We start from the raw sequence: 20,666 nt of genomic DNA, 5'->3' as shown, positions 1-20,666 counted from the left end.
CTCCCTCTCTATAGTTTCCTTTGAAACTAATTTATCAAATTAATCGTTTCCTTGTCAACGCTTACGGCTTATCCTTCACGCCATCCTTGGAAAAAAGATCAAAACAAAGACATCAGAATTCAGAGTTCTGATGCCCCTGGCTTTCATGGCCTGAAATCGATTTCTTGATCTGTGCAATGGGAAAGCGGCAGCCTCAACTGTATTTCGGCACGGTGTGATGAGCAATATCGACCATTGCCTGAATATTTTCCAGCGGAGTACGGGAAGGGATGCCGCACCCCGCCATTACGATGTACGGAGCGTTTCCAACCCTTTCGATGATCTCAAGATAGGCTTTGCGGACAGCTTCGGCGTCGCTCTGCATAATGACCGCGACAGGATCGGCGTTGCCGCCGATCACCGTCTTACCCTTCAGGAGCTTTGCCGCCCGCCCGATGTCAACCTTATAGTCAATCGACAGGATATTCACCCCCGTTTCCGGGATCAGGCCGATCCGGTCGTTGATATTGCCGCAGATGTGCAGCGAGGTCAGAAGGCCCTTCGAACGGTACCAGTCATACACCTTCCTCAAATAAGGAAGGGCAAGCTCTGCAAAAAGCTCGCGGGAGATCATGTCCCCGGAGGCTGTCGGGTCCGCCAGGCTACCGACGCTCGCTCCCATGTCCACGATTTCACCGGTCGTGGCTTTAAGCAGCTCAAAAGTGAAATCCAGCAGGGCCCGGATGGCCGCTTTGTCGCGGATGCTCCCCCGCATCAGCTTTTCCGCGCCATAAAGCAGGCCGGCCTGCGTGTAAAGCCCCCAGGAACCGACCGAGACCGGGTATTCATCCCCTGCCAGCCGCAAAGTGTGCCTTGCTACCTCCAGGGCGTTTTGGTAATGCTCATCCTCTTTTACGCGGTCAAGGTCGATCTTGTCAAGATCGGAGATATTTTCGATCAGCGGCTCCGTGACATCTGCCGGACCGTGAGCGCGGAATTTGACCTTGCCGCCGAGCGCCTTTACCGCCAGCGTACCGCCAAGTCCGACTTGCAGCATGTCTCCTCCGTATGTCCGCGTTGCCTGATATGCGAATTCGGCCTGCTCCTGCGGGGGCAGCCGCAGGAAGCTCTCCTGCGTATAACCCTCCCGGTGCTGGAGAATGCTCAGCGCGGAAATTGAGATCGGCAGGCGGTCAGGTTCCTTGAAGCTCGTAACCGCCTGAAGAACTTGCCTGGGCGTCATGCTCATGCCAAAACCTCCATTTCTTGCCCTCTCCGGGCTGTGTCTTCTGAAAAAAAGAAGCCGGAAATCCTGCGCTTACGCGCGAGATCTCCAGCTTTCCGGTCGATTTTATCTCATGTTTTTTGTCCCATGATTAATATATTTTCATCCTGCTCATTATATTCATACCCCCCATTTATTGTCAAGGGATATCAGGACGGCCTGTTCATTTCCGAACGGCCTGTTCATTTCAGCTGCTGCCCGTTCCGGAAGAAACCCTGCCAGGGGTCATTGCCGCCGATCCGCCGCAGCGCCTCCGCCATATTGACACTGTCCGGAGCCACCGTATCCAGCTCCTCCCAGGCAATGGGCATGGACACTCTGGTCCCTTCCCTCGCTCTCAGGGAATAGGGGGCAATACTGGTCGCCCCTCTGCCGTTGCGCATCCAGTCGATAAAGATCTTGCCCGCGCGCTTGGCCTTTCTCACATTGCTGGTGTAACGGTCAGGCCATTTCTGCTCCATCACTTCGGCAACCCGCCTGGCAAAATCGTAAAACCGGTCCCAGGAAACAGAGGGCTTTAGCGGGACGACCACATGATACCCCTTGCCGCCGCTGGTTTTCAGGTAGGCCCGCAAGGAAAGCTCGGTGAGAAGATCTTTCATATCCCGCACACCCTGGCGCACCCTGCTCAGATCCATTCCTTCATCCGGGTCCAGATCAAAAACCATCAGATCAGGCTTTTCCAGCTCGTCCGCCCGGCTTCCCCAGGTATGAAATTCCAGGGTGCCCATTTGGGCTTCAGCAATCAGTCCGGAGGTGTTCTCTATATAAAAATATTCCTCGGTTTCTCCGTCGCTGTTGGTGACCGGGATGGTGACGATTCCCTTGCTGCCGGGGCCGGGATGCTTTTTATAAAAGCAGGTCTGGGCGATGCCCTTAGGGCAGCGGACGATGCTGAGCACCCTGCGGCTCACATAAGGCAGCATGCGCTCCGCCACCTGGGCGTAGTACCGGACCACATCCCCTTTGGTGGTTTCAGGGTCGGTAAAGATTACCTTGTCCGGATTTGTGATCTTGATTCCTTCGATCATGATGCTGTTGGTGTTTGCTTCCATGGCTCTCTCCGTTTCTTTGGCGGACGGCGGGGGCTGTCTTTCCCCATCCGTTTTTTCCCTTTTGATCTCCTCAGGCTTCTTGTCCGTCCGCAGGCCTTTGAAGCTGGCCTGCCTTAACAGATCATCCTTGGTCCATTCGGCAAATTTGATTTCCGCGACCAGCTCAGGCTCCAGCCAGGTGATTTTCTCGTTTGCCCTGGCCTTGGGCGGAAGCCGGAAAGGAGGCTCCGTTCTCTCTCTGCCCGCAAATTTTTCCGCAAGCTCTCTCCGGCCCGCTTCACTTAAGCCCGTGCCGGCCCGGCCGGCATAGACCAATCCCTGACCTTCGTAAACCCCCAGGAGCAGGGAGCTGACCCCGCTCGTCTTTTTCGCGGAAAGGGTATAGCCCCCGATCACAAATTCCTGCCGTTGCTCGCATTTCAGCTTGATCCAGTCCCCGTTTCTGGTTCCGCTGTAGAGGGAATCCGCTTTTTTGCCGATGATTCCTTCCAGACCTGCGGCACAGGCCGCAGCGAAGCTTTCCCTGCCGTTTCCGCTCACATGCCGGCTGTAGTAGAGGTTTTCAGGGGCATCCTTCAGCAACGCTTCCAGGGTTCCCTTCCGGTCAAGCAGGCGGTGTCCCCGGAGGTCCGCCCCATCCAGGGCCAGGAGATCAAAGATGATATAGGTCAGGCTTTGGGCCTGAGCATTGTTCAGATAGTTCTGGAGCGCCTGAAAATCTGTCCTGCCCGCTGCATCCGTGACGGCCATTTCGCCGTCCAGAATCATGGCCCTTCCTCCGGCCCAATCGCTAAGGGAAGAGGCGACATCCGGAAACCGCGCCGTATAATCCCGGCCATTCCTGGTCAGAAGGCGGGCGCTGCCGCCCTCCATATACGCCACTATCCTGTAGCCGTCGTATTTCAGCTCATAGAGCCAATCCTCCCCTTCAGGAACCATCCGCACTAATTTGGCCAGCTGCACGCCGGTACTGCCGAAGGGGTTTGGGGTGATCTTTTCGTCCTCCCCTTCTTCGATTTCCTTCATGGTGCGTCCGGTTCTGATGCTGGTGGCAAACTGGGAAACCTCGTCGCCGGTTTTGGCATACTGATCTTTTTCTTTCAGCAGCAGCCAGTTATCCTTGGTCTCGCCCGCTTTCTTTTTCAAGCGCACCAAAGCCCACTTTCCCTTCAGCCTCCGTCCTTTGAGCACAAACTTCAGCATCCCTGCGCGGAGCCCGTCGTCCACATTCCCATCCGGTTCCCAGTACCCTTCATCCCAGAGCATGACGACTCCGCCGCCATATTCCCCTTTGGGAATCGTCCCCTCAAAGTTCCTGTATTCCAGGGGATGGTCCTCCACCTGGACGGCCAGCCTCTTATCCCGGGTATTATAGGAAGGTCCCTTGGGCACGGCCCAGCTCAAGAGAGCTCCGTCCCATTCCAGGCGGAAATCATAGTGATCCCTGCGGGCCAGATGGTGCTGGACGACAAACCTTAAGCCTTCCCGGGCCATTTCTCTTGCCCCTTCCGGTTCCGTGGTCCTGGCAAAATTCCTTTTTTCGTTGTAGTCGTTCAGCTTTCTATCCATCAGATTGCTCCGGTTCCTTCTCTTTTTCGGTCTTCTTCCGACCGTCCTTGAAGGCTGTTGCCTTCCTGCTTTCACAGGTTGAATTCAATGTCATCATATTGAATGAAAGCGCCTCTGGATTTATTGTTTCCAGTTGAATGATAAGTATCCTTTTAAGCGGTCAGCATCCTTGACAGGTCAGGGCAGGGAAGCTAATCAATGAAAAGGCCCGTCCAATTCCTTTGCGGAATAAACGAACCTTCATCCTCCCGGCCAACCATTTTTTTTGAATCCCTGAATTGATTTTCTGACTTTCTTTAAAAGCTTTCGAAACCATATATATCTTTCTGAAAACCTGAGGATTCCACCGGCCAGCCTTGCGAATCTCGCAAGGATCATCCCAATAGCGACAACGATTAGAATACAGAGGACAAGTCTCATCCCATTACCTGCCTTATTTATTTATTGATTGATCTGCCATGATATCCGATATATCCAACACATTTTATCTGTCCAATACATTTTAAGGAGGTCTGATCTGCCGAAAGCGACCCAGACTTTCTCATGTTGTAAGCATCTTCACTGTCTATTCTCTCCAGACAGTAAAGATAAGCAAACTGCAAATCCTCGGCGCAGATCCTGTCCGGGATTGTGAAAACCTGATCATGGTAATAAAATTCATATTATGTTTTTCTATTTTATACCTACTACTTCCCGGGATAAATGTCAAGAGCCTCCTCCGGCTGTTCAATACACTTTCGAACATCCCTGCTCAATACCTCTCTTGTATCGTATCACGTCTTTTTACCCGGCTCTTTGCGAGCGTGTTCACCTCTGAGAGAGAACAGAATAAATTCAAGGCTGTCGGATAAATCGGTTGAGGGTTTATGATCTCAAGCAATCCTGCGAAGCGGCAAATCCCCAAACATTTCCTGCGGTGTTTGGGGATTTACACTGATTCTTAGCTTAACCAGTTCTCTAGATACTTGCGTAACCAAATCACACATGGGAAAATGTGTAATCATTTTTTGGCTATACCATACTTTGTTCAGACGTATTGAGAAATGGCACACAGAGAATATACTCAAAAGAATATTTATTTACTTAGAAATACTAATGCTTTCGGCAATCATATTGGCCTGTTCATGCGTAATTTTATCACGATAAAACTCCATTGCAACATAAACTAATAAATCTTTATTATATGATACAATTCCTTTATTCTGTTTCTCAACACCGTCATTTATAGAGCCGGAATAGTAAACATCAACGACAGCAGCAGACCCCGCAGGAGTTTCCTTTATCACATTATAGGAATCCCTGACATCAAAATGATAATCGTTCCCCAACGCAATTTCGTTATAAATTGCACGAGGGTCTTCCTCTGCGCCCTCATAAACCTCATACGTATTGTAGCCTACGACACCTACGTATTCATCATTTTCATTAAGTATATATGATTTCGAAAAAACAGGCAGAAAGGTGAATCCTTCATTTGGAGCCACACTCTCGATGCTCCAATCACTCGGCATTTTCAAAGATAAAGTAAAAGGACCTACCTCATAAATTGATGCGTTAAACTCAGTTTTCCCAGTGTTGTCAGAAGGAAACGTAATTGTGGTAATACCCTCTGAAGTTTCAGCAGCTTTACAACCACTCAATATAAAAACCAAGATCATGGCAATAAATCCTGCAATTCTTTTATTTTTTTTCATATGCGTTTTCCCCTCTCCGTTTATCGCCATATCGTAATAATTCATAAAAAAATCCTCCTCGGCGTCATAGGTTCTTTTACCTATATAACGCACAAGGAGGGTAAATGTGACATATTTTCTTAAAAAATTCACGTTTGTATATTTTTAGAAATTTTAAGTATTTCTTCATAACTCACTTGTCCAACTATGTTTATTTCAAAACCATTTTCCTGCCATATAAAATAGAAAAAACTGTCTTTTTCCCACCAATAGGCAATTTGTTCATTGAGAATTACTTCATTAATTTGAGTGTCCTCAGTATTGGCCAGAATAGGGGAACCTGTAGGTACACTGACGTTGATCGTCAGGACTTTTCCATTCGAGTCTTCGTAACGATATACTACCATTGGGTCAGCTTCAAATGTATCAATAAGCATAAATCCGCTGGGTATATAGTTTAATTCCATATTTTTAAGCCTCTCAAAATCCGATGGGCTTGACTCAATTGCATTTGCGGGACCAAATTGACTGAATAGGGGGAACGTTTCCACCAGCCAGTCAAAACACCTCATTCTAAGTTCCGCGTTTGCTGTGATCGTCATCGCAAAACTAATGATGACGGCAATGATTGCTATGCCCACACGCTTTAGGGTTAGATGATTACTATATCTTTGTGCTGCTTTTATCCCCTTTAACTGATTCCTGAATTTGTTAGAGTAATGAGGTTTTAAAGTAATAATGCTTGTATCCTCATTCGATATCTCTCTGTTTAACGCTTGACGAACTGCCTGCTCCATACATGTCCTTTCGACACACTGGTTATCAGACAATCTTAGTGAATAGGCCAAAAGGGATTCGGCATACCTTAACTTTTGCTTTGCATGGCGAATAGATAATATCTCCTCAGCTACATTAGGATCAAAATAAAAAATATACTTCATAAACAAAAGAGACCTCATGTATTCTGGCAGCAGTAGAATTTTTTCCGTCAATTCGTTAATATCTATTCCGTCAACCTCAAATCTGCTCTCAGCCTCATCGCTCTGTTCTATGATGGATTGCTGAAACGTTGATTTTAAAAACACAGCGTCGTTATGCATTGAGATCTCCCTCTTCTAAGTATAATTTTTGCAGTTTTTCCAAAGCCCTTTGAAGTCGTTTCCGGGCAGTAATTTCGGTTATATTCATTATCGCTCCAATCTCTTTGTATGACATGCCCTCTCCTAATCTTAATTCAAGTAAATATCTGTCTTCAGATGATAGTTTTTTAATCAGTTTAAGCAACAATTCTCTGTCATGATTTCTAAAGAAAACTTCCTCGGTGGTATCAGCAGAAAATTCTTGTATCTCAGCGATAGATTCCATAGAAACCGTTTTACTATTCTTACGATGAATATCAATGGACGTATTTTTTACTATCATAACGCAGAAAGGCAGCATTTCGTGACGTGGTATTTTTTTTATTCGGTCAATATGATCTATAATTTTGAGAAAAGCCTGCGCTAACGCATCTTCAGCATCTTGTTGTGAATGAAGGATGCTGAAGGATATGTGATATAGCTTCATATTGTATTCTTTAAAAATCTGATTCACCAAGTCCCTTTCGCTATCGGATAGGGCACTTAAAAATATAATAAACAAGCTGTTACCTCTCAACCCAAAAAAATTCAATACTTCCCTACTATTTTTTCAGCCACTTTTGTCACTCCTGCAACCCAATCTCCCCGCTCTCGCACTTTGCTTTTTTTCTGACCTTTTCTCTCCAAGCGTAGAAATCGTCCTGCTCGATTTTCCCCGTCTTGATCCAGCCGAATCGTTTCTTGTCTATTCTTCACCTCTTTACACCTGGGGAAGTGTAAATAAATGTTTTTTGGGGAACAAGCCAAACGCTCCTCCGGTATGAATGAACAGGATGTTTTCACAGGTTTTAAAGTTTCCCTTTTTGATTTCCTCTGCCAATCCATACATTGCTTTACCCGTATATACAGGGTCCAGAATAATTCCTTCCAGTCTGGCAAATTCATGAATAAAGTGCATCTCCTCCGGCCTGCTCAGTGCATATCCCTGACCCACATAGCCATCAATCATGTGAATTTCATCTTTTGAAAACTGTAAATCCACATTGATATATTGCATACTTTCCCGCACTATTTTATCAATCTGATTTTTGAAGTATTCGGCGTCATCGCAAACATTAATCCCATAAATTTGACCGGTGTACCCCAGTGTTTTGCTTGCCAGGAAAAGCCCGGAATAAGTACCGCCGGACCCTGCCGCGATTACAATTCTATCAAAATGTACGCCCAGTTCCTTTTCCTGGCGAACAATTTCTGCCATGGCAGTATAGTATCCAAAGCTGCCGATTCCATTAGACGCGCCTTCCGGAATAATATAAGGCCTGCGGCCCTGCTCCTCCAGTTCAGCCTTGATTTTCTCCATGATTTCGGCCCGTTTATTTCGATATTCTTCCGGAGTAATAAAGCGGATTTGCGCGCCCAAAAGCCTGTTGATAAACAAGTTGCCATCTGATTCTTCATTGCTGCTTCCCCTTAGAACGAGAACTGATTTTATGCCAATCCTTGCCGCTGCCGCTGCCGTAGCTCTGCAGTGATTGGACTGGCTTCCCCCGCAGGTAATGAGCACATCACAGCCTTGATCAAGCGCTTCTTTGACCGCAAATTCCAGCTTTCTTATTTTATTGCCGGAAACCTCCGTTCCCGTTTGATCGTCTCTTTTGATATAGATATTTGGTCCTCCCAGTTTTGGCGAAAGTCTTTCCAACTTTTCTATTTTTGTTGGCAGGTTTGCCAACGTTATTTTTTCAGGAATTTTGATCATGAAACGAGCACCTCCCAATCTATTCTCCATCCCGGTATCCAGCCTCACGTTTGCCCTTTTTACCATTCGATAGCTGTTCCTGCCGGCCAGGTATTGATGTCAGCTTCAAGTTCTGTATTCACCCCTGGAATACCGGGGCTATTGTTTAATTTTTACTCATTCTATATACTTTATAGCAGTTCCTGCTGTAAGTTCCGGTCAAAATATTATCCCTATTGTTTTATAAAAGCTTGAGATAGGATTAAAATACCAACCGTGGTTCAAAGGGGAGTTTGGGCATATGAATTATGATTTTGATGAGAAAATCAACAGGAGAGGAACCGGCAGCGTCAAATGGGATACCTATGGGAACGAATATATCCCGATGTTCATTGCCGATATGGATTTCAAACCATCACCCCAGATCGTCGCTGCCCTGAAAGACAGGACGGCGCACGAGGTCTATGGTTATACCAGGCCGGACCGCCTGTTGTACGAAACCATCGCGAACTGGTTTTATCAGACTTATCATTATGTTTTGGAGGAGTCCTGGATCAGGCTTCTTCCGGGTATTGTCCCGGCTTTGGCCGTTGCCGCTCATATCGCGCCCGGCAAGGCCGCCGCCAATACGCCGAATTACCCGATGCTGCTGCAAGGTCCCGTCCGGGCCGGCAAAGAGCTGATTTTATCTCCTCTGAAAGAAACGAACGACTATTATGAAATGGACTTCGCTGATTTAGAGCAGCGCCTTACTTCCGATACGGATATTTTTTACCTCTGCAATCCGCACAATCCGGTCGGCAGGGTTTATCAAAAAGACGAGCTTGCCGGGCTCAGCCGTTTTGCCCAGGACAATGACCTGCTTGTCATTGCCGACGAAATCCACTGCGAGCTTGTTTTTGACAGGCCGCATATTCCGTTCCTGACCGTGGATGAATATGCCAAGCAGCACTCCATAACCTTGATGAGCCCCAGCAAAACCTATAACATACCGGGATTGGGGATGGCCTTTGCCATCATTCCCAACCCGGATTTAAGGAAAAAATTTGCCCAAATCAGCTACGCTCTGCCCCACCCCGGATTTTTCGGCCTGGAAGCCTGCAAAGCAGCTTACGGAAATTCCGGGCAATGGAGGGACGAACTCGTCGCTTACCTGCAGAGCAACCGGGACTATCTGGAAGAAGAACTCACGCAGCGTTTTCCCAAGGCCAAATTCACCCATGTTGAAGGAACCTACCTGCAATGGATTGATTTCAGGCCGTATGGGATCAAAGATCCCCATGGCCGGCTGCTTCACGAAGCGAAGATCGCCTTAAGCGACGGCCGCGATTTTGGCCTTGACGGTTATGTCCGCCTGAATTTTGGCTGCCGGAGAGAACTTCTGGCAGAAGCCCTGCAGAGGATTGGTTCGGTAATTCAATAAGCATATTTCAGCAGCTATGAAAGGCTGTCCGCAAAGTCAATGTCTTTGAGCGAACTTACCATCTTGTCCGCTAACCTTAAATCCTGCTGTCCAGAATTTGTATTCAAGTACCCAATACATTTCATTCCAGCCGCCTTCGCCGCCTTTACACCATGCTCCGAATCCTCTATCACCATACAATCCGACGGATTTACCTTCAGCAATTCCGCCGCTCTTAGAAATACGTCGGGCGCCGGCTTACTTCTCTCAACTTCTTCTCCACTCACAACTGCTTCAAAATATCCGGCAAGTCCAAGGTTGTTTATGATGATTTCGATAAACTCTCTGGGTGATGAAGAAGCCAATCCTATTTTCAGGCCGGAATGTTTTAAATTTCTTAAAAGACTTTCTATCCCCTCAATACACTGTAATTCCCTGCCGCCAAATAATAATTTCTTATAGTACATCTGCTTTGCCAAAAGTTCTTCGACAGCCGCCGCAAGGCCGTACTTTTCACGCAGTTCCGACCACATAACGGGATTTGAGATGCCGACATATTTGCTTAATTCCTCATTCGTTATCTCAACGCCATAATCCTGCAGCGTCATCTGATCTGATACAAAGTGAATGGGCTCACTGTCAATGATAACGCCATCCATATCAAAAATAACCGCTTTCACCATTCGGACCAAAAGACCTCCTTCCCACTTGCAGGAAGGCCGCTGCCTTCCTGATTCAAAGCCATTCTTGCTGTAAGTAGCCTGAGTGGCAGCCACTTAAAATGCTTTGCTCAACACGTTACACATTCTTCTATGATTTCTATGGTCTTCTTATCTGAATTAAGCTTTATTTTTACTCCCACAGGAATAATAGTATTCGGACAATTATGTCCAAAATCATTGACTTTAAGAATTGGAAATTGATATTTTGAAGTGGTCCTTTCTAAAACATCCTCCAGCTGAACACTTCTTTGATCTGAATATTCATCATAGATGTAGCCAACAATAATTCCTTTCACTTTATCAAATACACCCATTTGTTCTAATTGAACAAAATTACAATAACTTTCTTCAGGAGAAAATCCATAGCTCTCTAAAAATAATATCGATTCTTTAAAATCAGGAAGATACGGGGTACCCGCTAATTTTAATAAGCAGCCTAAATTTCCGCCCAATAATTTTCCTTCACAAACGCCGCCGCGGATGGTTGCTCTTTCGCCGTTATTGTTTATCAAACCAATCCTGCCGTTGATCAACCGTTCGATAAACTCATGCGCATCATAAGGTGTGGGTTCGCTTCCAAAACCCCATATTACGTCATTGCCATGAAATGTGATTAATCCGATTTTTGCATAGAATACGTTTAATAAAACCGTGATATCGCTAATTCCTAAAAATATTTTTGGGTTTTTTCTGATCGCTTCCCAATCCAATAATGGCAAGCAGGCATTTGCTGTTGCACCGCCTTGAGAACATACAATGGCTTTTATCGAGGGATCTTTAAACATTCCATTAATATCTTCCGCCTTTTCTTCCGGAGTTGCGGAGTATCCTAACGTGTTGGATAAAGCATTTTTTGCCAATATAATTTCAAACCCCAGGCTCTGAAAAAAATCGATGCCTTTATTTAATTGAGGAATTAAATCTTTTGTTATTGGATTGGATGGCGATATGATTCCTATCTTATCATTCTTCTGTAATCGTAACGCTTTCACTGTTTATCCTCCTCCAAATGGGCGGGGTCCCGATGTCCAGAGCCAATCCTCGCCGTATTTAGTCCAATAAATAATCAGACTGATAGGATATTTGGCGGACGAAATGTCCAATCCCGTCATGGATAACCCCTTATGATTCAGCGCCGCTGTATAATTTCCCATTCCGCAGCCGATATCCAAAACTTTGGCTCCTTTATCCAGTTGCAGGAGATAATACAATCTATTGACAATCTCAGGGTCGGCTTTGCGGGTAACATCGGTTTCGAGCCAGCACCTTATCGCTTGTCACACCCAGTTTCCGCCACTGCAACCCTTTGGTCCGGTAATTATGTAAGATCGGCATAAAACTGTCTAAGGCCTGAGCAAACTTTGCTTCCCCGCTGACACATTCTTCATATTCGTTCCATATGCTCAAAAATTCTTTACATTGCTCCTGCGGCAATAAGCCAAAAATCCTCTTAGCTGCCTTTTTCTCTCTTTCCGCTTTCTCTGAATAATCAGCGTTCCCATAAGCAAAGACATCTCCCGCATCTATTTCAACAATGTCATGCAGGAGAACCATTTTAAACACTTTGCCTAAATTCAGCGCCTTCTCATCAAAGTACTCCAATAATAACATCACCGCCACCGCCATGTGCCAGCTATGCTCCGCGTCATTCTCCTTTCTCGATGCATCCATAAGAACCGTATTTCGATCAATACGTTTTACTTTATCTATTTCTGCCAAAAACTCAATTTGTTGATGAAATCGTTGGGGATTCATATTGCCTCCTCTACTCCTGAAGATTGAACGGGTCATCCGGTCTTCTTTCACGCCTGATAATCCGTGCTTTTTTAGGGAATAACATATACTCTCGTCCGGCCGCCCCACTCACGTCATTTTCGATCAGCCCGTAGCTGCCGATAATTTCTCCGTCTTTGAGCAGAAGGAACCAGCGCGGCAACGGATTGGCAGTCGTAATTCCGTCGGAAACCGCAGCTTCGTAAAGCTTACGGTCAATTCCCCACTTGGAGGAGAAATAATCAACGGCGCGGTTTAGGTAGGCGGGGTGTTCCCGGACGGAAATAATTTTCCCGGTCATATTTTTCTCCTTCTTTCTGAATGCCCCTGATGGCCAAGTGAGCCAACCCTGAAAAGGCCTTCGTTTAAATTCGTTATTTTGACCTGATTATTCTCCTAGCTGAATCGACAGCAAAAACGGCAAATTTTAAAATTGAACCTTAAAGTATCGTCTCAACAGGCAGCCCTTCCGGATGTGTTTTATGGTACCTCTCAATAATGTGCCTGTCCGCGGCAAAAGCCAGCGGCGGCCAAGGTCCCGACAGCTTAACCCATTGCAAAGCGTCCAGGTCATCCCCCGGGCAGGCCTCGCCGCTCACTACGCCGGCTAGTAAGACGATAACAAGGGTATGCAGGTCAGGCACCAAATAATTTGAGCAGACACTGATCACTGACCGGACTTGGATATTCAGCCCAGTCTCTTCCTTTGCTTCCCGCCTGCCGGCTGTAATAAAATCTTCGTCAAACTCTATAAATCCGCAGGGCAGGCACCATTTTCCCTCCATAAAGCTACCCGGCGCCCTTTTCCCCAAAAGCACCTTATCTTCCGCGACAATCAACACGGAAACAGCCGGGGCAGGATTTCTGTATTGAATGCGCCCGCACGCGGAACAGACCGCCCTCTCTCTGCCCGCATCCATTTGCACGGCGCATTTCCCGCCGCAGCCGGGACAGTAGCTGAAACGCTCTAAACCGTTATTGCTGTGATCATCATAAGCTGCAAAAATTTGTTTGACGTCCACTCTGAATCGGCCACTCCTGACTCGTTATTAATATTTACAGCCACTGGACAAAACCGGTTTTGTCCTCGGAATTATATCCGGCCTTCCGCTTCATCGGTTATCACATTTTCGACCAAGCCAAAGAAGAAGCTGCGTATAAAGCTTTCTGCACCTAGTATTTCATCGGCACAAGCACAAACCCCGATTCCAAGACTTTAATCTCGCCACATTGCCTAAAACCGAGCTTTTCATAGAATCCTTTTGCTTGCTGTTGCGCTGTCAGCGCAATCTCCCTGCCGTCGTGCACTGCAATATACGCCATTGCCGTCCGCATCATTTTTTCGCCTAAATGCTGACCGCGCCTTGATTTGTCTACGGCAACCAGACCAATCCGCCAGCTATCGCCGTCTTGCCGCATTCTCACTGTGGCGACAGGTACACCGCCGTCAAAAACAACGGTATGAACCGCTTGACCGCTTAACCCATCGAATATTTCTTCTTCAGGAACCCCCTGCTCGTCAATAAAGACCTGGCGGCGAAGTTCGTCAGCAGCCGTGCCGAGTTCGGCGTAAGTACCTATTTTGATTGAAGGGCCGGTCACAGTATCCACTCCTAGCTTTCAAAGTCCAAGGCTATTTACCCAAGCCGAAAGGCTTTCTTTCGTCGGAGTGCCATTTAGTATTTTCCCTTCCGTGATAGTCGCGGAAGCGCCGACGCTCCCTTTCAGGTTCGCCACCGTCTCGCCGATACCGCTGCTGCCTGACGTGGCGAAAGGCACGATGGTCTTTCCCGCGAAGTCATAGCTTTCGAGGAAAGTGTTGATGATGGTCGGCGCGACATACCACCAAATCGGGAATCCGACAAATACAACGTCATACGCGCCGACGTTAGCGTCGTTGTCCGCAATCATCGGACGCGAGGATTTATCACCCATCTCTATCGAACTGCGAGAGTTCTTATCCTGCCAGTCCAAGTCGGCTTTTGTGTACGGCACTTGCGGCTTAATCTCATACAAGTCGGCATTAGCAGCCTCCGCCAGTGCCTGTGCTGCATTGCGAGTAACGCCGCTCGCCGAAAAATACGCTATCAGTTTCTTGCTCATAGCTGAGTCCTCCATTTCAATTCATCTGTTATCTGTTATTTCAACAAGTCCGCTCCGGTTTGTTAAGACACTGAAAAAATATATTATGCAAATTACTTTGAGATCTAATTTGCTCAATTCCTCCACGCCAGGGCGTCGAGCAAAACCTTTTTGACAAACGCGTCTTTTCCTTCGGTATAAGCAAGACGGTCATTCTGATATTTTTGTCCCAGCTGCCGTTTAACGGTTTCGTATTCCCCGGCTGCTTCGGGGCAGGCGTTCAGATAGTCCCGAAAATTAATATAATCCCGCCACTCCCTGCTGTCCGTTTTGACAACGTGGATATGATGGGTGCGGGTATCTTCCCTGTCGTTGCCGCAGAAAAAGAACACCTGCCAGGGCTGATCGTTTTCCGGGCCGTGCCTGATTCCCTCCGCCTCAAGCAAGGGTATGAGCGGATACACATCCGCAAAGCTGTTTACCGCGACGGCAATATCGATGATCGGCTTGGCTTTGATGCGGACAATCGAGGTGCTGCCCACATGCTGCATATCCTTTGCCGCTGCGCCGAATATCTTCTGAAGTTTTTCCATTGTCAAGGCCGCGTTTTCTTCCCAGCTTATTTCATGGTCATAAAGCGCGACGATCCCTCGTTTCAAGCCAAGCATCATTCTGCTCCTTTTTAAAAATCCGCGAAGTTTGAGCCATACCAATTGTCATTGGCTCTGGGCAGGTCTGAATAATAGGTTTCCAGCCGGGAAAAACTGGCAGAGTATGCAGATCATAATGTGAACATCAAAATCCAAATGTTCCTAATGGTGTCAAGCGGAGCTCTTGTTTTATCTACAGCCATTGTACAAAACCGGTTTTATCCTCGGAATTATACCCGGCCTTTCGATAGAAATTTAATACGCTTTCTTTTTTACTTCCGGTTAAAAGCATTATTTTATAGCAATCATGATTCCCGGCGATTTGTTTGGCAAAATTCAAAACTTGCGTCGCATAACCCTTGTTCCTATGTGATTCGTCGGTTATTACATTTTCGATCAAGGCAAACGGCCTTTGGTTGTGGCTTTGGTTTATGTTTGGAACAATGAGCAAAATGCAGGAAGAAATTATTGTCTGATTGATTTTGCCAACGATGACGTAATAATTTTTGTCACCCAGAATATTACCCCATAACGTGTAAAGTTTCTCATCAAAATCAGGCATTTTCGCATCGCGGAATTGCGTATAGAGCAAAAGCAAACCTTTTAAATCATTTTTTCCCGCTTGGTGACAGCTTAAAGAAGCCGCGTCTTTTAACTGTTTTTCAAACAAATAAAACTCTCCTTTACAAAAGCGGACTGCGCCGGCGCGCTTGTAGCTTAAGCTTTCGTATAAACGGATGGCTTGCGGGTTTTGCGCAAAAGCGTCCAGACGTACAGCCGCATAGCCCTTTGCCGCTAAGTAACCCTCCGCCCGCCGCATGGTTTCCCTGCCCATCCCCTTGTTTTGAACGTCCGGATGAACGCAGAGCCGATGAACCACGGCAATCCCGGGTCCTTGGGATAACCAAGCCCCTTTTTGGTACTCTTCTTCCTGACTTTCATTGAGTACTACCGCCGCAAGGATCTCGGCGTCCCTTACCAACAGATGCAGCTGCTGATTTCTGATATCTTCCAGCAAATCGTCCGGGCTCGGATAGAGCTCATCCCATTGATCGATGTTTTGTGAACACAGACAGCCTATGGCATTTTGATAAATTGTCAGGACTTCATCATAATCATCCAGGCTAGCCAAGCGAAATCTTTCAGCCATTCCAACCTCCATTATCATACAGTCTGCGGGTTAAGAGCCCATTATTTACCGCCCAGGGCGCTCTTGGTAAAGGGCAATTGACATTGCGTTCACCTCCTCCTAATTCATCATTTACCAGACTCGTATCAAGCTTCCTTCTTCACTTTCCTCCGCCGGAATTTCTTTTTACCTTTTTCATAACTAAAGGCTGAGGTCTCTCCCATCTCGCGCCGGAAGAAATTCCTCAGCCTTTAGTTGCCTAATTAGCCAATATGACATGATTGTATTGCCATTTTGGGTGATCTTACCATATATCATCAGGTTTTTCAAGTTTTCTGATATGTGCAAAATTTTAAGCAGTACTCAATCTTCTGCGCCCTGCGCTTCATTTATCCCAAACACTGCAACAACCCGCAGCATGGCTTCATCAACCTTTTCACGACCGACGCCTTTCTCGGCCACTATTCATTAAATGACCCAATCTCAATTAAGTTGCCCTCCGGATCGGTTATATAACAGGTGCGCTGCCCCCATGGCTCGGTTGTCGGTTCTAAGACAGGTGTCGCTCCTTTTGACAGAACTTCTTTAAAGGCCAAATCAACCGCTTTATGGTTTTCAACGCTTAATGCGATTTCATAATGCCCGTTTACTGCTTCTGCATATCCAAATGACCTGTTTGTCATCTTTTCAAAATCTGTTCGTCGATACAGCAAAAACAGCGTTCCGTCCTTTTCTAAATATACATTCGTCGTGTTTTCCTCTTCTTTTATTTCAAATCCCAAAACATCTCTATAAAATCGAACCATAACTGCCATATCTTTTACAAAAATACCGAAGCCGTCCAGCCTCATCCTACCATCCTCCTTGTCCAATTCCTTCCAGACGCGCAGCCTCATCGCTGTTGGCGCCGCCTGCAGGACTGATAAACGAAACGCTCTGTTTATCGATCAGATTGCCGATTGTCCGCACCGCATTTTTCAGCATCTTACAGTCCTCCCTCATCATTTTCTATAAGAAAATCGCATCGTTCCGGTCATGAAGTCCAAAAAACATATTATGTAACTTTATTGTAAGCTTTTATTAAGATGCGTTCTACCACTAACTGTAAGTCTCTTAAACTTTTGGGCTCTTTCATCGCGATGGCTTTAAGGAATAATTTTATTTTTTTCCCTGATCCAATAGGCAAAATCACTCGCTTTCTTCAACAAATAGGGCTGGATCGCCGGATAGGTGAGTTCTTGGGGGAGCGTATCCGAAAAAACAACTTCTCCTATTTCAAAGTCCTCCGGCAATTCGCCAAACTTCTGAACCTCCGCATAAAACAGCTTGCCGTAGGTAATCTGACCGTCATTGTCAACGGAATAAACCCCTAAAGGCGCCAGTTTGAATTTCAAGGCGCCGGTTTCTTCATACAATTCGCGTTTCGCCGTATCTGCAATAGCTTCCCCGGTTTCCCGGTGTCCGCCGGGAATTTCGTAAGTATTTCGCTCCTTGTGGCGGCAGAATATCCATTTGCCCTCAGCTCTCGCCGCAATTACGGCGAATTTGAGAAGCTCATCGGGTACATCAGTTTCCTGATGAAAACAAACAGCAATGCTCATAACAAATCCTCCTCGTAGTGCGCTGTAACCAGGCGCCCATCACACGCCACTGGCGATTTCATATACTCTTGTCCGGCCGCCCCATTCGCTTTCCTCCAGACTGAAAAAGCTCCAACCGTATTTTTCATAATAACCGGTATGTTCCGTACAAAGATAAACCCTGTCAAATCCAAATTTCCGGGCTTCCTGTCGGCCATGCGCCAGAAGCTTCGCGCCAAGGCCCTGACCCCGCTCGGTTTCTTCAATATATAAAGCGCATAGCCACGGATACAAGTCCTTACGGACCATGAAGTCATTTTCAATCAGCCCGCAGCTTCCGATAATTTTCTTGTCTTTGAGCAGGAGGAACCAGCGCGGCAAAGGATTTGCCGTCGTTATGCCGTCTGAAACCGCGTCTTCGTAAAGCTTGCGCTCAATTCCCCATTTGGCTGAGAAGTAATCGACGGCGCGGTTCAGCCAGACAGGGTGTTCACGGACGGCAATGATTTGGTAATTCATTCTTCTCCTTCTTTCCGAAGCACTTGCCATTTGGTCCCATGATTGTTTAATGGCAATAAGTTTTTACCGTTGATCTGTCGCAGTTGACTTTATTACATTCGTTAAACTCCGCAAACCGGCTTATATTTCTCTCTATCATCATTTGAAGTTTTTTCGTTTGCTTTACACTTTTCTCATACCAAATATTTTTAACCGTCAGGATATTTGTCTTATTGTCAGCGATTGCTTCCACACGGCCGATAAAGCTGTCATGATAAAGCAAAGGCAGAACGTAAAACCCATATTTCCGCTTGGCGGCGGGAGTATAGATTTCCCAAGTGTAATCAAAATCAAACAGGGCACGAATCAGTCTCCTGTCCCACATTAGGCAGTCAAGCGGTGCGATCAGCTCGCAGCGCGGTTTGAATTGATCCTTTTGCCGAACGGTTTCCAGAAGCGATCCATCCTTCGCATGGCAGAAAAGAATATCCTTTAAATCCTGAACCTTGACTTCGAGGATTTTCCCTTCCTCAAGCAATTCTCTGAATACATCGTTTCTCTGCGGCGATTTTAAGCCCCATATATTCAGCCAGGCGTCTGACGGACGGTTCCACAGAATCCCAACAGCTCCGATACGCCGCAGAACGCGCCATTTCTGATGCGCAAACTCGTCCGGCAACGGATCGGAGGCCTTCAGTAATTCGGCAGGTAAATAATTGCCCGCAAGATCGTAATACTTCCGTGTACCTTTCTTGTGGTGAATAATCAATTCGCCGGTGGCGTACAGCTGCTCCAACACCGCGCGTGCCGCATTGGTACTGCCGCCCCGATTGCCGCTCCAATGGATAGAAGAATGCCAGCGTATACTTCCTTGTATGGGCAGCTCGTCAGAGCTTACCGGGCCATGCGCTTTGATGTAAGCTTTGGCTTGATCTTCTAATTCAGCGAGTCCCTCAAAGCGCAAACCGCCTTCGCGGGAAGCTTGGCGATAACGCTCAAAATATGGCCAGTTCTCGATTGGAATGACAGAGAGGTTTTTATCGGGATAATCCACAAGTTTACGGTCACGATACAGCAGCTCGTAAAGCGTTTGTTTTGTGAAGCCTTTGACGCGCGACTGCAAAGTAAGCTCTGCATTCTTGCCGCAGGAGTCCACCGGATCGAACTGAATACAGCCCGCCTGCCGCACAAAGTCAAGCGCGCCTTGCTTTCCGATGAATTTGTATTCGTCCAGCAAACCGTGTTTGAGAAGAATAAATTGTCTTGCTTGTCGGTTTGTTAATGTAATCATGGCTATCTCCGAATTTTTAAGATAACAGCATCGGAACATCAGGCGACTTGGCCCGATAAAACTGGTCTTCAAACAGGAATTTAGCGGTTTCGTTTCAGATAAATCATATCAGTAAGCTGTTTTCCGTTTTCGTATATCGGACGGTCATAGTTGTCAGTGAAGAAATCACTGATACGATGCGACTCTATAAAACCGCACCTTTTATAAAAATTCAAAGTGAAAGGACTGTCCCCTGTTCCGACCAGCATGGTTTTGCAATCAGCATAGTAAGAAAACAAAAATTCTATCAAAGCCCTTCCATAACCTTTTTGCTGGCAAGCAGGCTGAACCGCAATGCTTTTTAACTCATAAATACCATCGGCTTCTTTTGTAACCACGCATTCGGCTTTTACCCCATGATCGTTCAAAATAAACATCTCACCGCGCTCAAGATATTTGTCTACCATATCCTCCTGCTCGTCCGCCAGCAACAGCAGGTCGATATATATTTTTTTGTTTCCTGTTACTTTTATAATTTCCATCAGTGAGACCTCTAAATTCCTGTTGATATATCCGCTCCTGTGACCAGGCAGGCGCAATCAATCGAGTTTTTTAATCATGATCAGGCACGGATGTTCTTCATCCCACATTTCCGTCAGGGTGATGAGCTGCTCAAATTCCGCTCCCGTGTAGAACCTTCTTGTTCGCGCGTAGGGTTCAGAGCGGACTCTTTCACTCAGGGTCTTGACTATCGCGTATTGGCAGCCATTTTGCCTGAAATACCCTTCCGCCGCAGCCAAAAGTGCTTTTCCGATACCCTAGCTATGGTATTGGGGTAATACACCGAATACATAAATATCTCCGGTATTCCCATAATGGATTTTAACAGAAATAAAGCCAACGGCATTTTCAGACTGATTTAAGGCAAGCCAGTAAGGAAATTTGGCGGCGGTTTGCACATAGGCGCGGAGCGCCTTTTCATTGCCGAACCATTCGGGTAGACTTCGGAGAATCTCCTCCGTATACAGAGATTTCATCGCTTCATCGTTTATTTGAATGATCCGGATGCTCATCCTTCCTCTCTCCCCTTCTTCCAACATTGTCCGTGTTTTACACGGTATGAACAGCTCATCACAGGTAGCAACAAAAGCAGTCTTAATATTCAGTTTATCAATTATACGC

Annotated in this window: 25 protein-coding genes; 1 reads left to right on the top strand and 24 read right to left on the bottom strand. The window is 46.6% G+C overall.

Features of this window, described 5'->3' with window-relative positions; genetic code table 11:
* Positions 1-193 precede the first annotated feature (193 nt).
* The 6 genes from SGLY_RS04875 to SGLY_RS04850 form a co-directional block, all read right to left on the bottom strand.
* Entirely contained in the window at positions 194-1,228 is a 1,035-nt protein-coding gene (locus SGLY_RS04875) for a uroporphyrinogen decarboxylase family protein (RefSeq protein WP_013624175.1), read from the bottom strand.
* Positions 1,229-1,446: 218 nt separating this feature from the next.
* Positions 1,447-3,888 (bottom strand): DNA ligase D, encoded by a 2,442-nt coding sequence (ligD, locus tag SGLY_RS04870; protein ID WP_013624174.1) that lies wholly within the window; start codon positions 3,886-3,888, stop codon positions 1,447-1,449.
* A gap of 1,079 nt (positions 3,889-4,967) precedes the next feature.
* On the bottom strand, positions 4,968-5,627 hold the full coding sequence (locus SGLY_RS04865) for a hypothetical protein (RefSeq protein ID WP_041444647.1): 660 nt from the start codon (positions 5,625-5,627) through the stop codon (positions 4,968-4,970).
* Positions 5,628-5,710: 83 nt separating this feature from the next.
* Positions 5,711-6,661 carry a DUF4367 domain-containing protein gene (locus SGLY_RS04860; RefSeq protein ID WP_013624172.1) on the bottom strand — a complete coding sequence of 317 codons (951 nt, stop codon included), beginning with the start codon at positions 6,659-6,661 and terminating at the stop codon, positions 5,711-5,713.
* Positions 6,654-7,202, bottom strand: coding sequence for an RNA polymerase sigma factor (locus tag SGLY_RS04855; RefSeq protein ID WP_052298608.1), 549 nt, complete (start codon positions 7,200-7,202; stop codon positions 6,654-6,656). Before SGLY_RS04855 ends, SGLY_RS04860 begins: the two co-directional genes overlap by 8 nt.
* Positions 7,203-7,400: 198 nt before the next feature.
* Positions 7,401-8,399 (bottom strand): D-cysteine desulfhydrase family protein, encoded by a 999-nt coding sequence (locus tag SGLY_RS04850; protein ID WP_013624170.1) that lies wholly within the window; start codon positions 8,397-8,399, stop codon positions 7,401-7,403.
* A gap of 280 nt (positions 8,400-8,679) precedes the next feature.
* On the opposite strand from SGLY_RS04850, the gene SGLY_RS04845 reads away from it, so the two are divergent.
* Positions 8,680-9,801, top strand: a complete 1,122-nt coding sequence (locus SGLY_RS04845) for a MalY/PatB family protein (protein ID WP_013624169.1) — start codon at positions 8,680-8,682, stop codon at positions 9,799-9,801.
* A gap of 14 nt (positions 9,802-9,815) precedes the next feature.
* On the opposite strand, the gene SGLY_RS04840 is transcribed toward SGLY_RS04845, so the two are convergent.
* From SGLY_RS04840 to SGLY_RS18355, 18 genes are all read right to left on the bottom strand, one after another.
* Positions 9,816-10,463 (bottom strand): HAD family hydrolase, encoded by a 648-nt coding sequence (locus SGLY_RS04840; RefSeq protein WP_041444645.1) that lies wholly within the window; start codon positions 10,461-10,463, stop codon positions 9,816-9,818.
* 107 nt (positions 10,464-10,570) lie between these two features.
* Positions 10,571-11,494, bottom strand: a complete 924-nt coding sequence (locus SGLY_RS04835; RefSeq protein ID WP_013624167.1) for a S66 peptidase family protein — start codon at positions 11,492-11,494, stop codon at positions 10,571-10,573.
* Positions 11,495-11,497: 3 nt separating this feature from the next.
* On the bottom strand, positions 11,498-11,713 hold the full coding sequence (locus SGLY_RS04830; protein ID WP_041444643.1) for a class I SAM-dependent methyltransferase: 216 nt from the start codon (positions 11,711-11,713) through the stop codon (positions 11,498-11,500).
* A gap of 13 nt (positions 11,714-11,726) precedes the next feature.
* A complete protein-coding gene (locus SGLY_RS04825) occupies positions 11,727-12,257 on the bottom strand; it encodes an HD domain-containing protein (protein ID WP_013624166.1) in 531 nt (176 codons plus the stop codon).
* 10 nt (positions 12,258-12,267) lie between these two features.
* Entirely contained in the window at positions 12,268-12,576 is a 309-nt protein-coding gene (locus SGLY_RS04820; RefSeq protein WP_013624165.1) for a hypothetical protein, read from the bottom strand.
* Positions 12,577-12,715: 139 nt separating this feature from the next.
* Positions 12,716-13,297, bottom strand: a complete 582-nt coding sequence (locus SGLY_RS04815) for an NUDIX hydrolase (RefSeq protein ID WP_013624164.1) — start codon at positions 13,295-13,297, stop codon at positions 12,716-12,718.
* Positions 13,298-13,448: 151 nt separating this feature from the next.
* Complete coding sequence (locus SGLY_RS04810; RefSeq protein ID WP_013624163.1) at positions 13,449-13,877, bottom strand: GNAT family N-acetyltransferase; 429 nt, start codon at positions 13,875-13,877, stop codon at positions 13,449-13,451.
* Between the two features lie 18 nt (positions 13,878-13,895).
* Positions 13,896-14,378: a flavodoxin gene (locus tag SGLY_RS04805; RefSeq protein ID WP_013624162.1), complete on the bottom strand. Its 483-nt coding sequence runs from the start codon at positions 14,376-14,378 to the stop codon at positions 13,896-13,898.
* 113 nt (positions 14,379-14,491) lie between these two features.
* Entirely contained in the window at positions 14,492-15,028 is a 537-nt protein-coding gene (locus tag SGLY_RS04800) for a GrpB family protein (protein WP_052298607.1), read from the bottom strand.
* Positions 15,029-15,200: 172 nt separating this feature from the next.
* Positions 15,201-16,157, bottom strand: coding sequence for a GNAT family N-acetyltransferase (locus tag SGLY_RS17435; protein WP_013624160.1), 957 nt, complete (start codon positions 16,155-16,157; stop codon positions 15,201-15,203).
* A gap of 440 nt (positions 16,158-16,597) precedes the next feature.
* The gene (locus SGLY_RS04785) at positions 16,598-16,987 is read right to left on the bottom strand and encodes a VOC family protein (RefSeq protein ID WP_013624159.1); all 390 of its coding nucleotides are present in this window, start codon (positions 16,985-16,987) and stop codon (positions 16,598-16,600) included.
* A 1-nt stretch (position 16,988) separates the two neighbouring features.
* Positions 16,989-17,120, bottom strand: coding sequence for a hypothetical protein (locus SGLY_RS18500; RefSeq protein ID WP_013624158.1), 132 nt, complete (start codon positions 17,118-17,120; stop codon positions 16,989-16,991).
* A 161-nt stretch (positions 17,121-17,281) separates the two neighbouring features.
* Positions 17,282-17,737 (bottom strand): NUDIX hydrolase, encoded by a 456-nt coding sequence (locus tag SGLY_RS04780; RefSeq protein ID WP_013624157.1) that lies wholly within the window; start codon positions 17,735-17,737, stop codon positions 17,282-17,284.
* A 39-nt stretch (positions 17,738-17,776) separates the two neighbouring features.
* Complete coding sequence (locus SGLY_RS04775; protein WP_013624156.1) at positions 17,777-18,235, bottom strand: GNAT family N-acetyltransferase; 459 nt, start codon at positions 18,233-18,235, stop codon at positions 17,777-17,779.
* Positions 18,236-18,281: 46 nt separating this feature from the next.
* Positions 18,282-19,505: a winged helix-turn-helix domain-containing protein gene (locus tag SGLY_RS04770; protein WP_013624155.1), complete on the bottom strand. Its 1,224-nt coding sequence runs from the start codon at positions 19,503-19,505 to the stop codon at positions 18,282-18,284.
* A gap of 80 nt (positions 19,506-19,585) precedes the next feature.
* Positions 19,586-20,026, bottom strand: a complete 441-nt coding sequence (locus SGLY_RS04765; RefSeq protein ID WP_013624154.1) for a GNAT family N-acetyltransferase — start codon at positions 20,024-20,026, stop codon at positions 19,586-19,588.
* A gap of 57 nt (positions 20,027-20,083) precedes the next feature.
* Entirely contained in the window at positions 20,084-20,284 is a 201-nt protein-coding gene (locus tag SGLY_RS18360; protein ID WP_242822976.1) for a hypothetical protein, read from the bottom strand.
* 18 nt (positions 20,285-20,302) lie between these two features.
* Positions 20,303-20,557 (bottom strand): hypothetical protein, encoded by a 255-nt coding sequence (locus SGLY_RS18355; RefSeq protein ID WP_242822975.1) that lies wholly within the window; start codon positions 20,555-20,557, stop codon positions 20,303-20,305.
* Between the last annotated feature and the right edge of the window lie 109 nt (positions 20,558-20,666).

It is taken from the genome of Syntrophobotulus glycolicus DSM 8271, from assembly GCF_000190635.1.
GTDB lineage: Bacteria > Bacillota > Desulfitobacteriia > Desulfitobacteriales > Syntrophobotulaceae > Syntrophobotulus > Syntrophobotulus glycolicus.
Note: the sequence above shows the minus strand (reverse complement) of the source record. Positions and strands in the feature narration are given on the sequence as shown.

Excerpts from the sequence above, each read along its gene's own strand:
- SGLY_RS04805 (WP_013624162.1), bottom strand. The coding sequence starts at position 14,378 with ATGAGCAAGAAACTGATAGCGTATTTTTCGGCGAGCGGCGTTACTCGC.
- SGLY_RS18500 (WP_013624158.1), bottom strand. The coding sequence starts at position 17,120 with ATGCTGAAAAATGCGGTGCGGACAATCGGCAATCTGATCGATAAACAG.
- SGLY_RS04770 (WP_013624155.1), bottom strand. The coding sequence starts at position 19,505 with ATGATTACATTAACAAACCGACAAGCAAGACAATTTATTCTTCTCAAA.
- SGLY_RS04865 (WP_041444647.1), bottom strand. The coding sequence starts at position 5,627 with ATGAATTATTACGATATGGCGATAAACGGAGAGGGGAAAACGCATATG.
- SGLY_RS04820 (WP_013624165.1), bottom strand. The coding sequence starts at position 12,576 with ATGACCGGGAAAATTATTTCCGTCCGGGAACACCCCGCCTACCTAAAC.
- SGLY_RS04850 (WP_013624170.1), bottom strand. The coding sequence starts at position 8,399 with ATGATCAAAATTCCTGAAAAAATAACGTTGGCAAACCTGCCAACAAAA.
- SGLY_RS04845 (WP_013624169.1), top strand. The coding sequence starts at position 8,680 with ATGAATTATGATTTTGATGAGAAAATCAACAGGAGAGGAACCGGCAGC.
- SGLY_RS04875 (WP_013624175.1), bottom strand. The coding sequence starts at position 1,228 with ATGAGCATGACGCCCAGGCAAGTTCTTCAGGCGGTTACGAGCTTCAAG.
- SGLY_RS04765 (WP_013624154.1), bottom strand. The coding sequence starts at position 20,026 with ATGGAAATTATAAAAGTAACAGGAAACAAAAAAATATATATCGACCTG.
- SGLY_RS04825 (WP_013624166.1), bottom strand. The coding sequence starts at position 12,257 with ATGAATCCCCAACGATTTCATCAACAAATTGAGTTTTTGGCAGAAATA.
- SGLY_RS04785 (WP_013624159.1), bottom strand. The coding sequence starts at position 16,987 with ATGAGGCTGGACGGCTTCGGTATTTTTGTAAAAGATATGGCAGTTATG.
- SGLY_RS04775 (WP_013624156.1), bottom strand. The coding sequence starts at position 18,235 with ATGAATTACCAAATCATTGCCGTCCGTGAACACCCTGTCTGGCTGAAC.
- SGLY_RS04860 (WP_013624172.1), bottom strand. The coding sequence starts at position 6,661 with ATGCATAACGACGCTGTGTTTTTAAAATCAACGTTTCAGCAATCCATC.
- SGLY_RS04780 (WP_013624157.1), bottom strand. The coding sequence starts at position 17,737 with ATGAGCATTGCTGTTTGTTTTCATCAGGAAACTGATGTACCCGATGAG.
- SGLY_RS18355 (WP_242822975.1), bottom strand. The coding sequence starts at position 20,557 with ATGAGCATCCGGATCATTCAAATAAACGATGAAGCGATGAAATCTCTG.
- SGLY_RS04800 (WP_052298607.1), bottom strand. The coding sequence starts at position 15,028 with ATGATGCTTGGCTTGAAACGAGGGATCGTCGCGCTTTATGACCATGAA.
- ligD (WP_013624174.1), bottom strand. The coding sequence starts at position 3,888 with ATGGATAGAAAGCTGAACGACTACAACGAAAAAAGGAATTTTGCCAGG.
- SGLY_RS17435 (WP_013624160.1), bottom strand. The coding sequence starts at position 16,157 with ATGGCTGAAAGATTTCGCTTGGCTAGCCTGGATGATTATGATGAAGTC.
- SGLY_RS04840 (WP_041444645.1), bottom strand. The coding sequence starts at position 10,463 with ATGGTGAAAGCGGTTATTTTTGATATGGATGGCGTTATCATTGACAGT.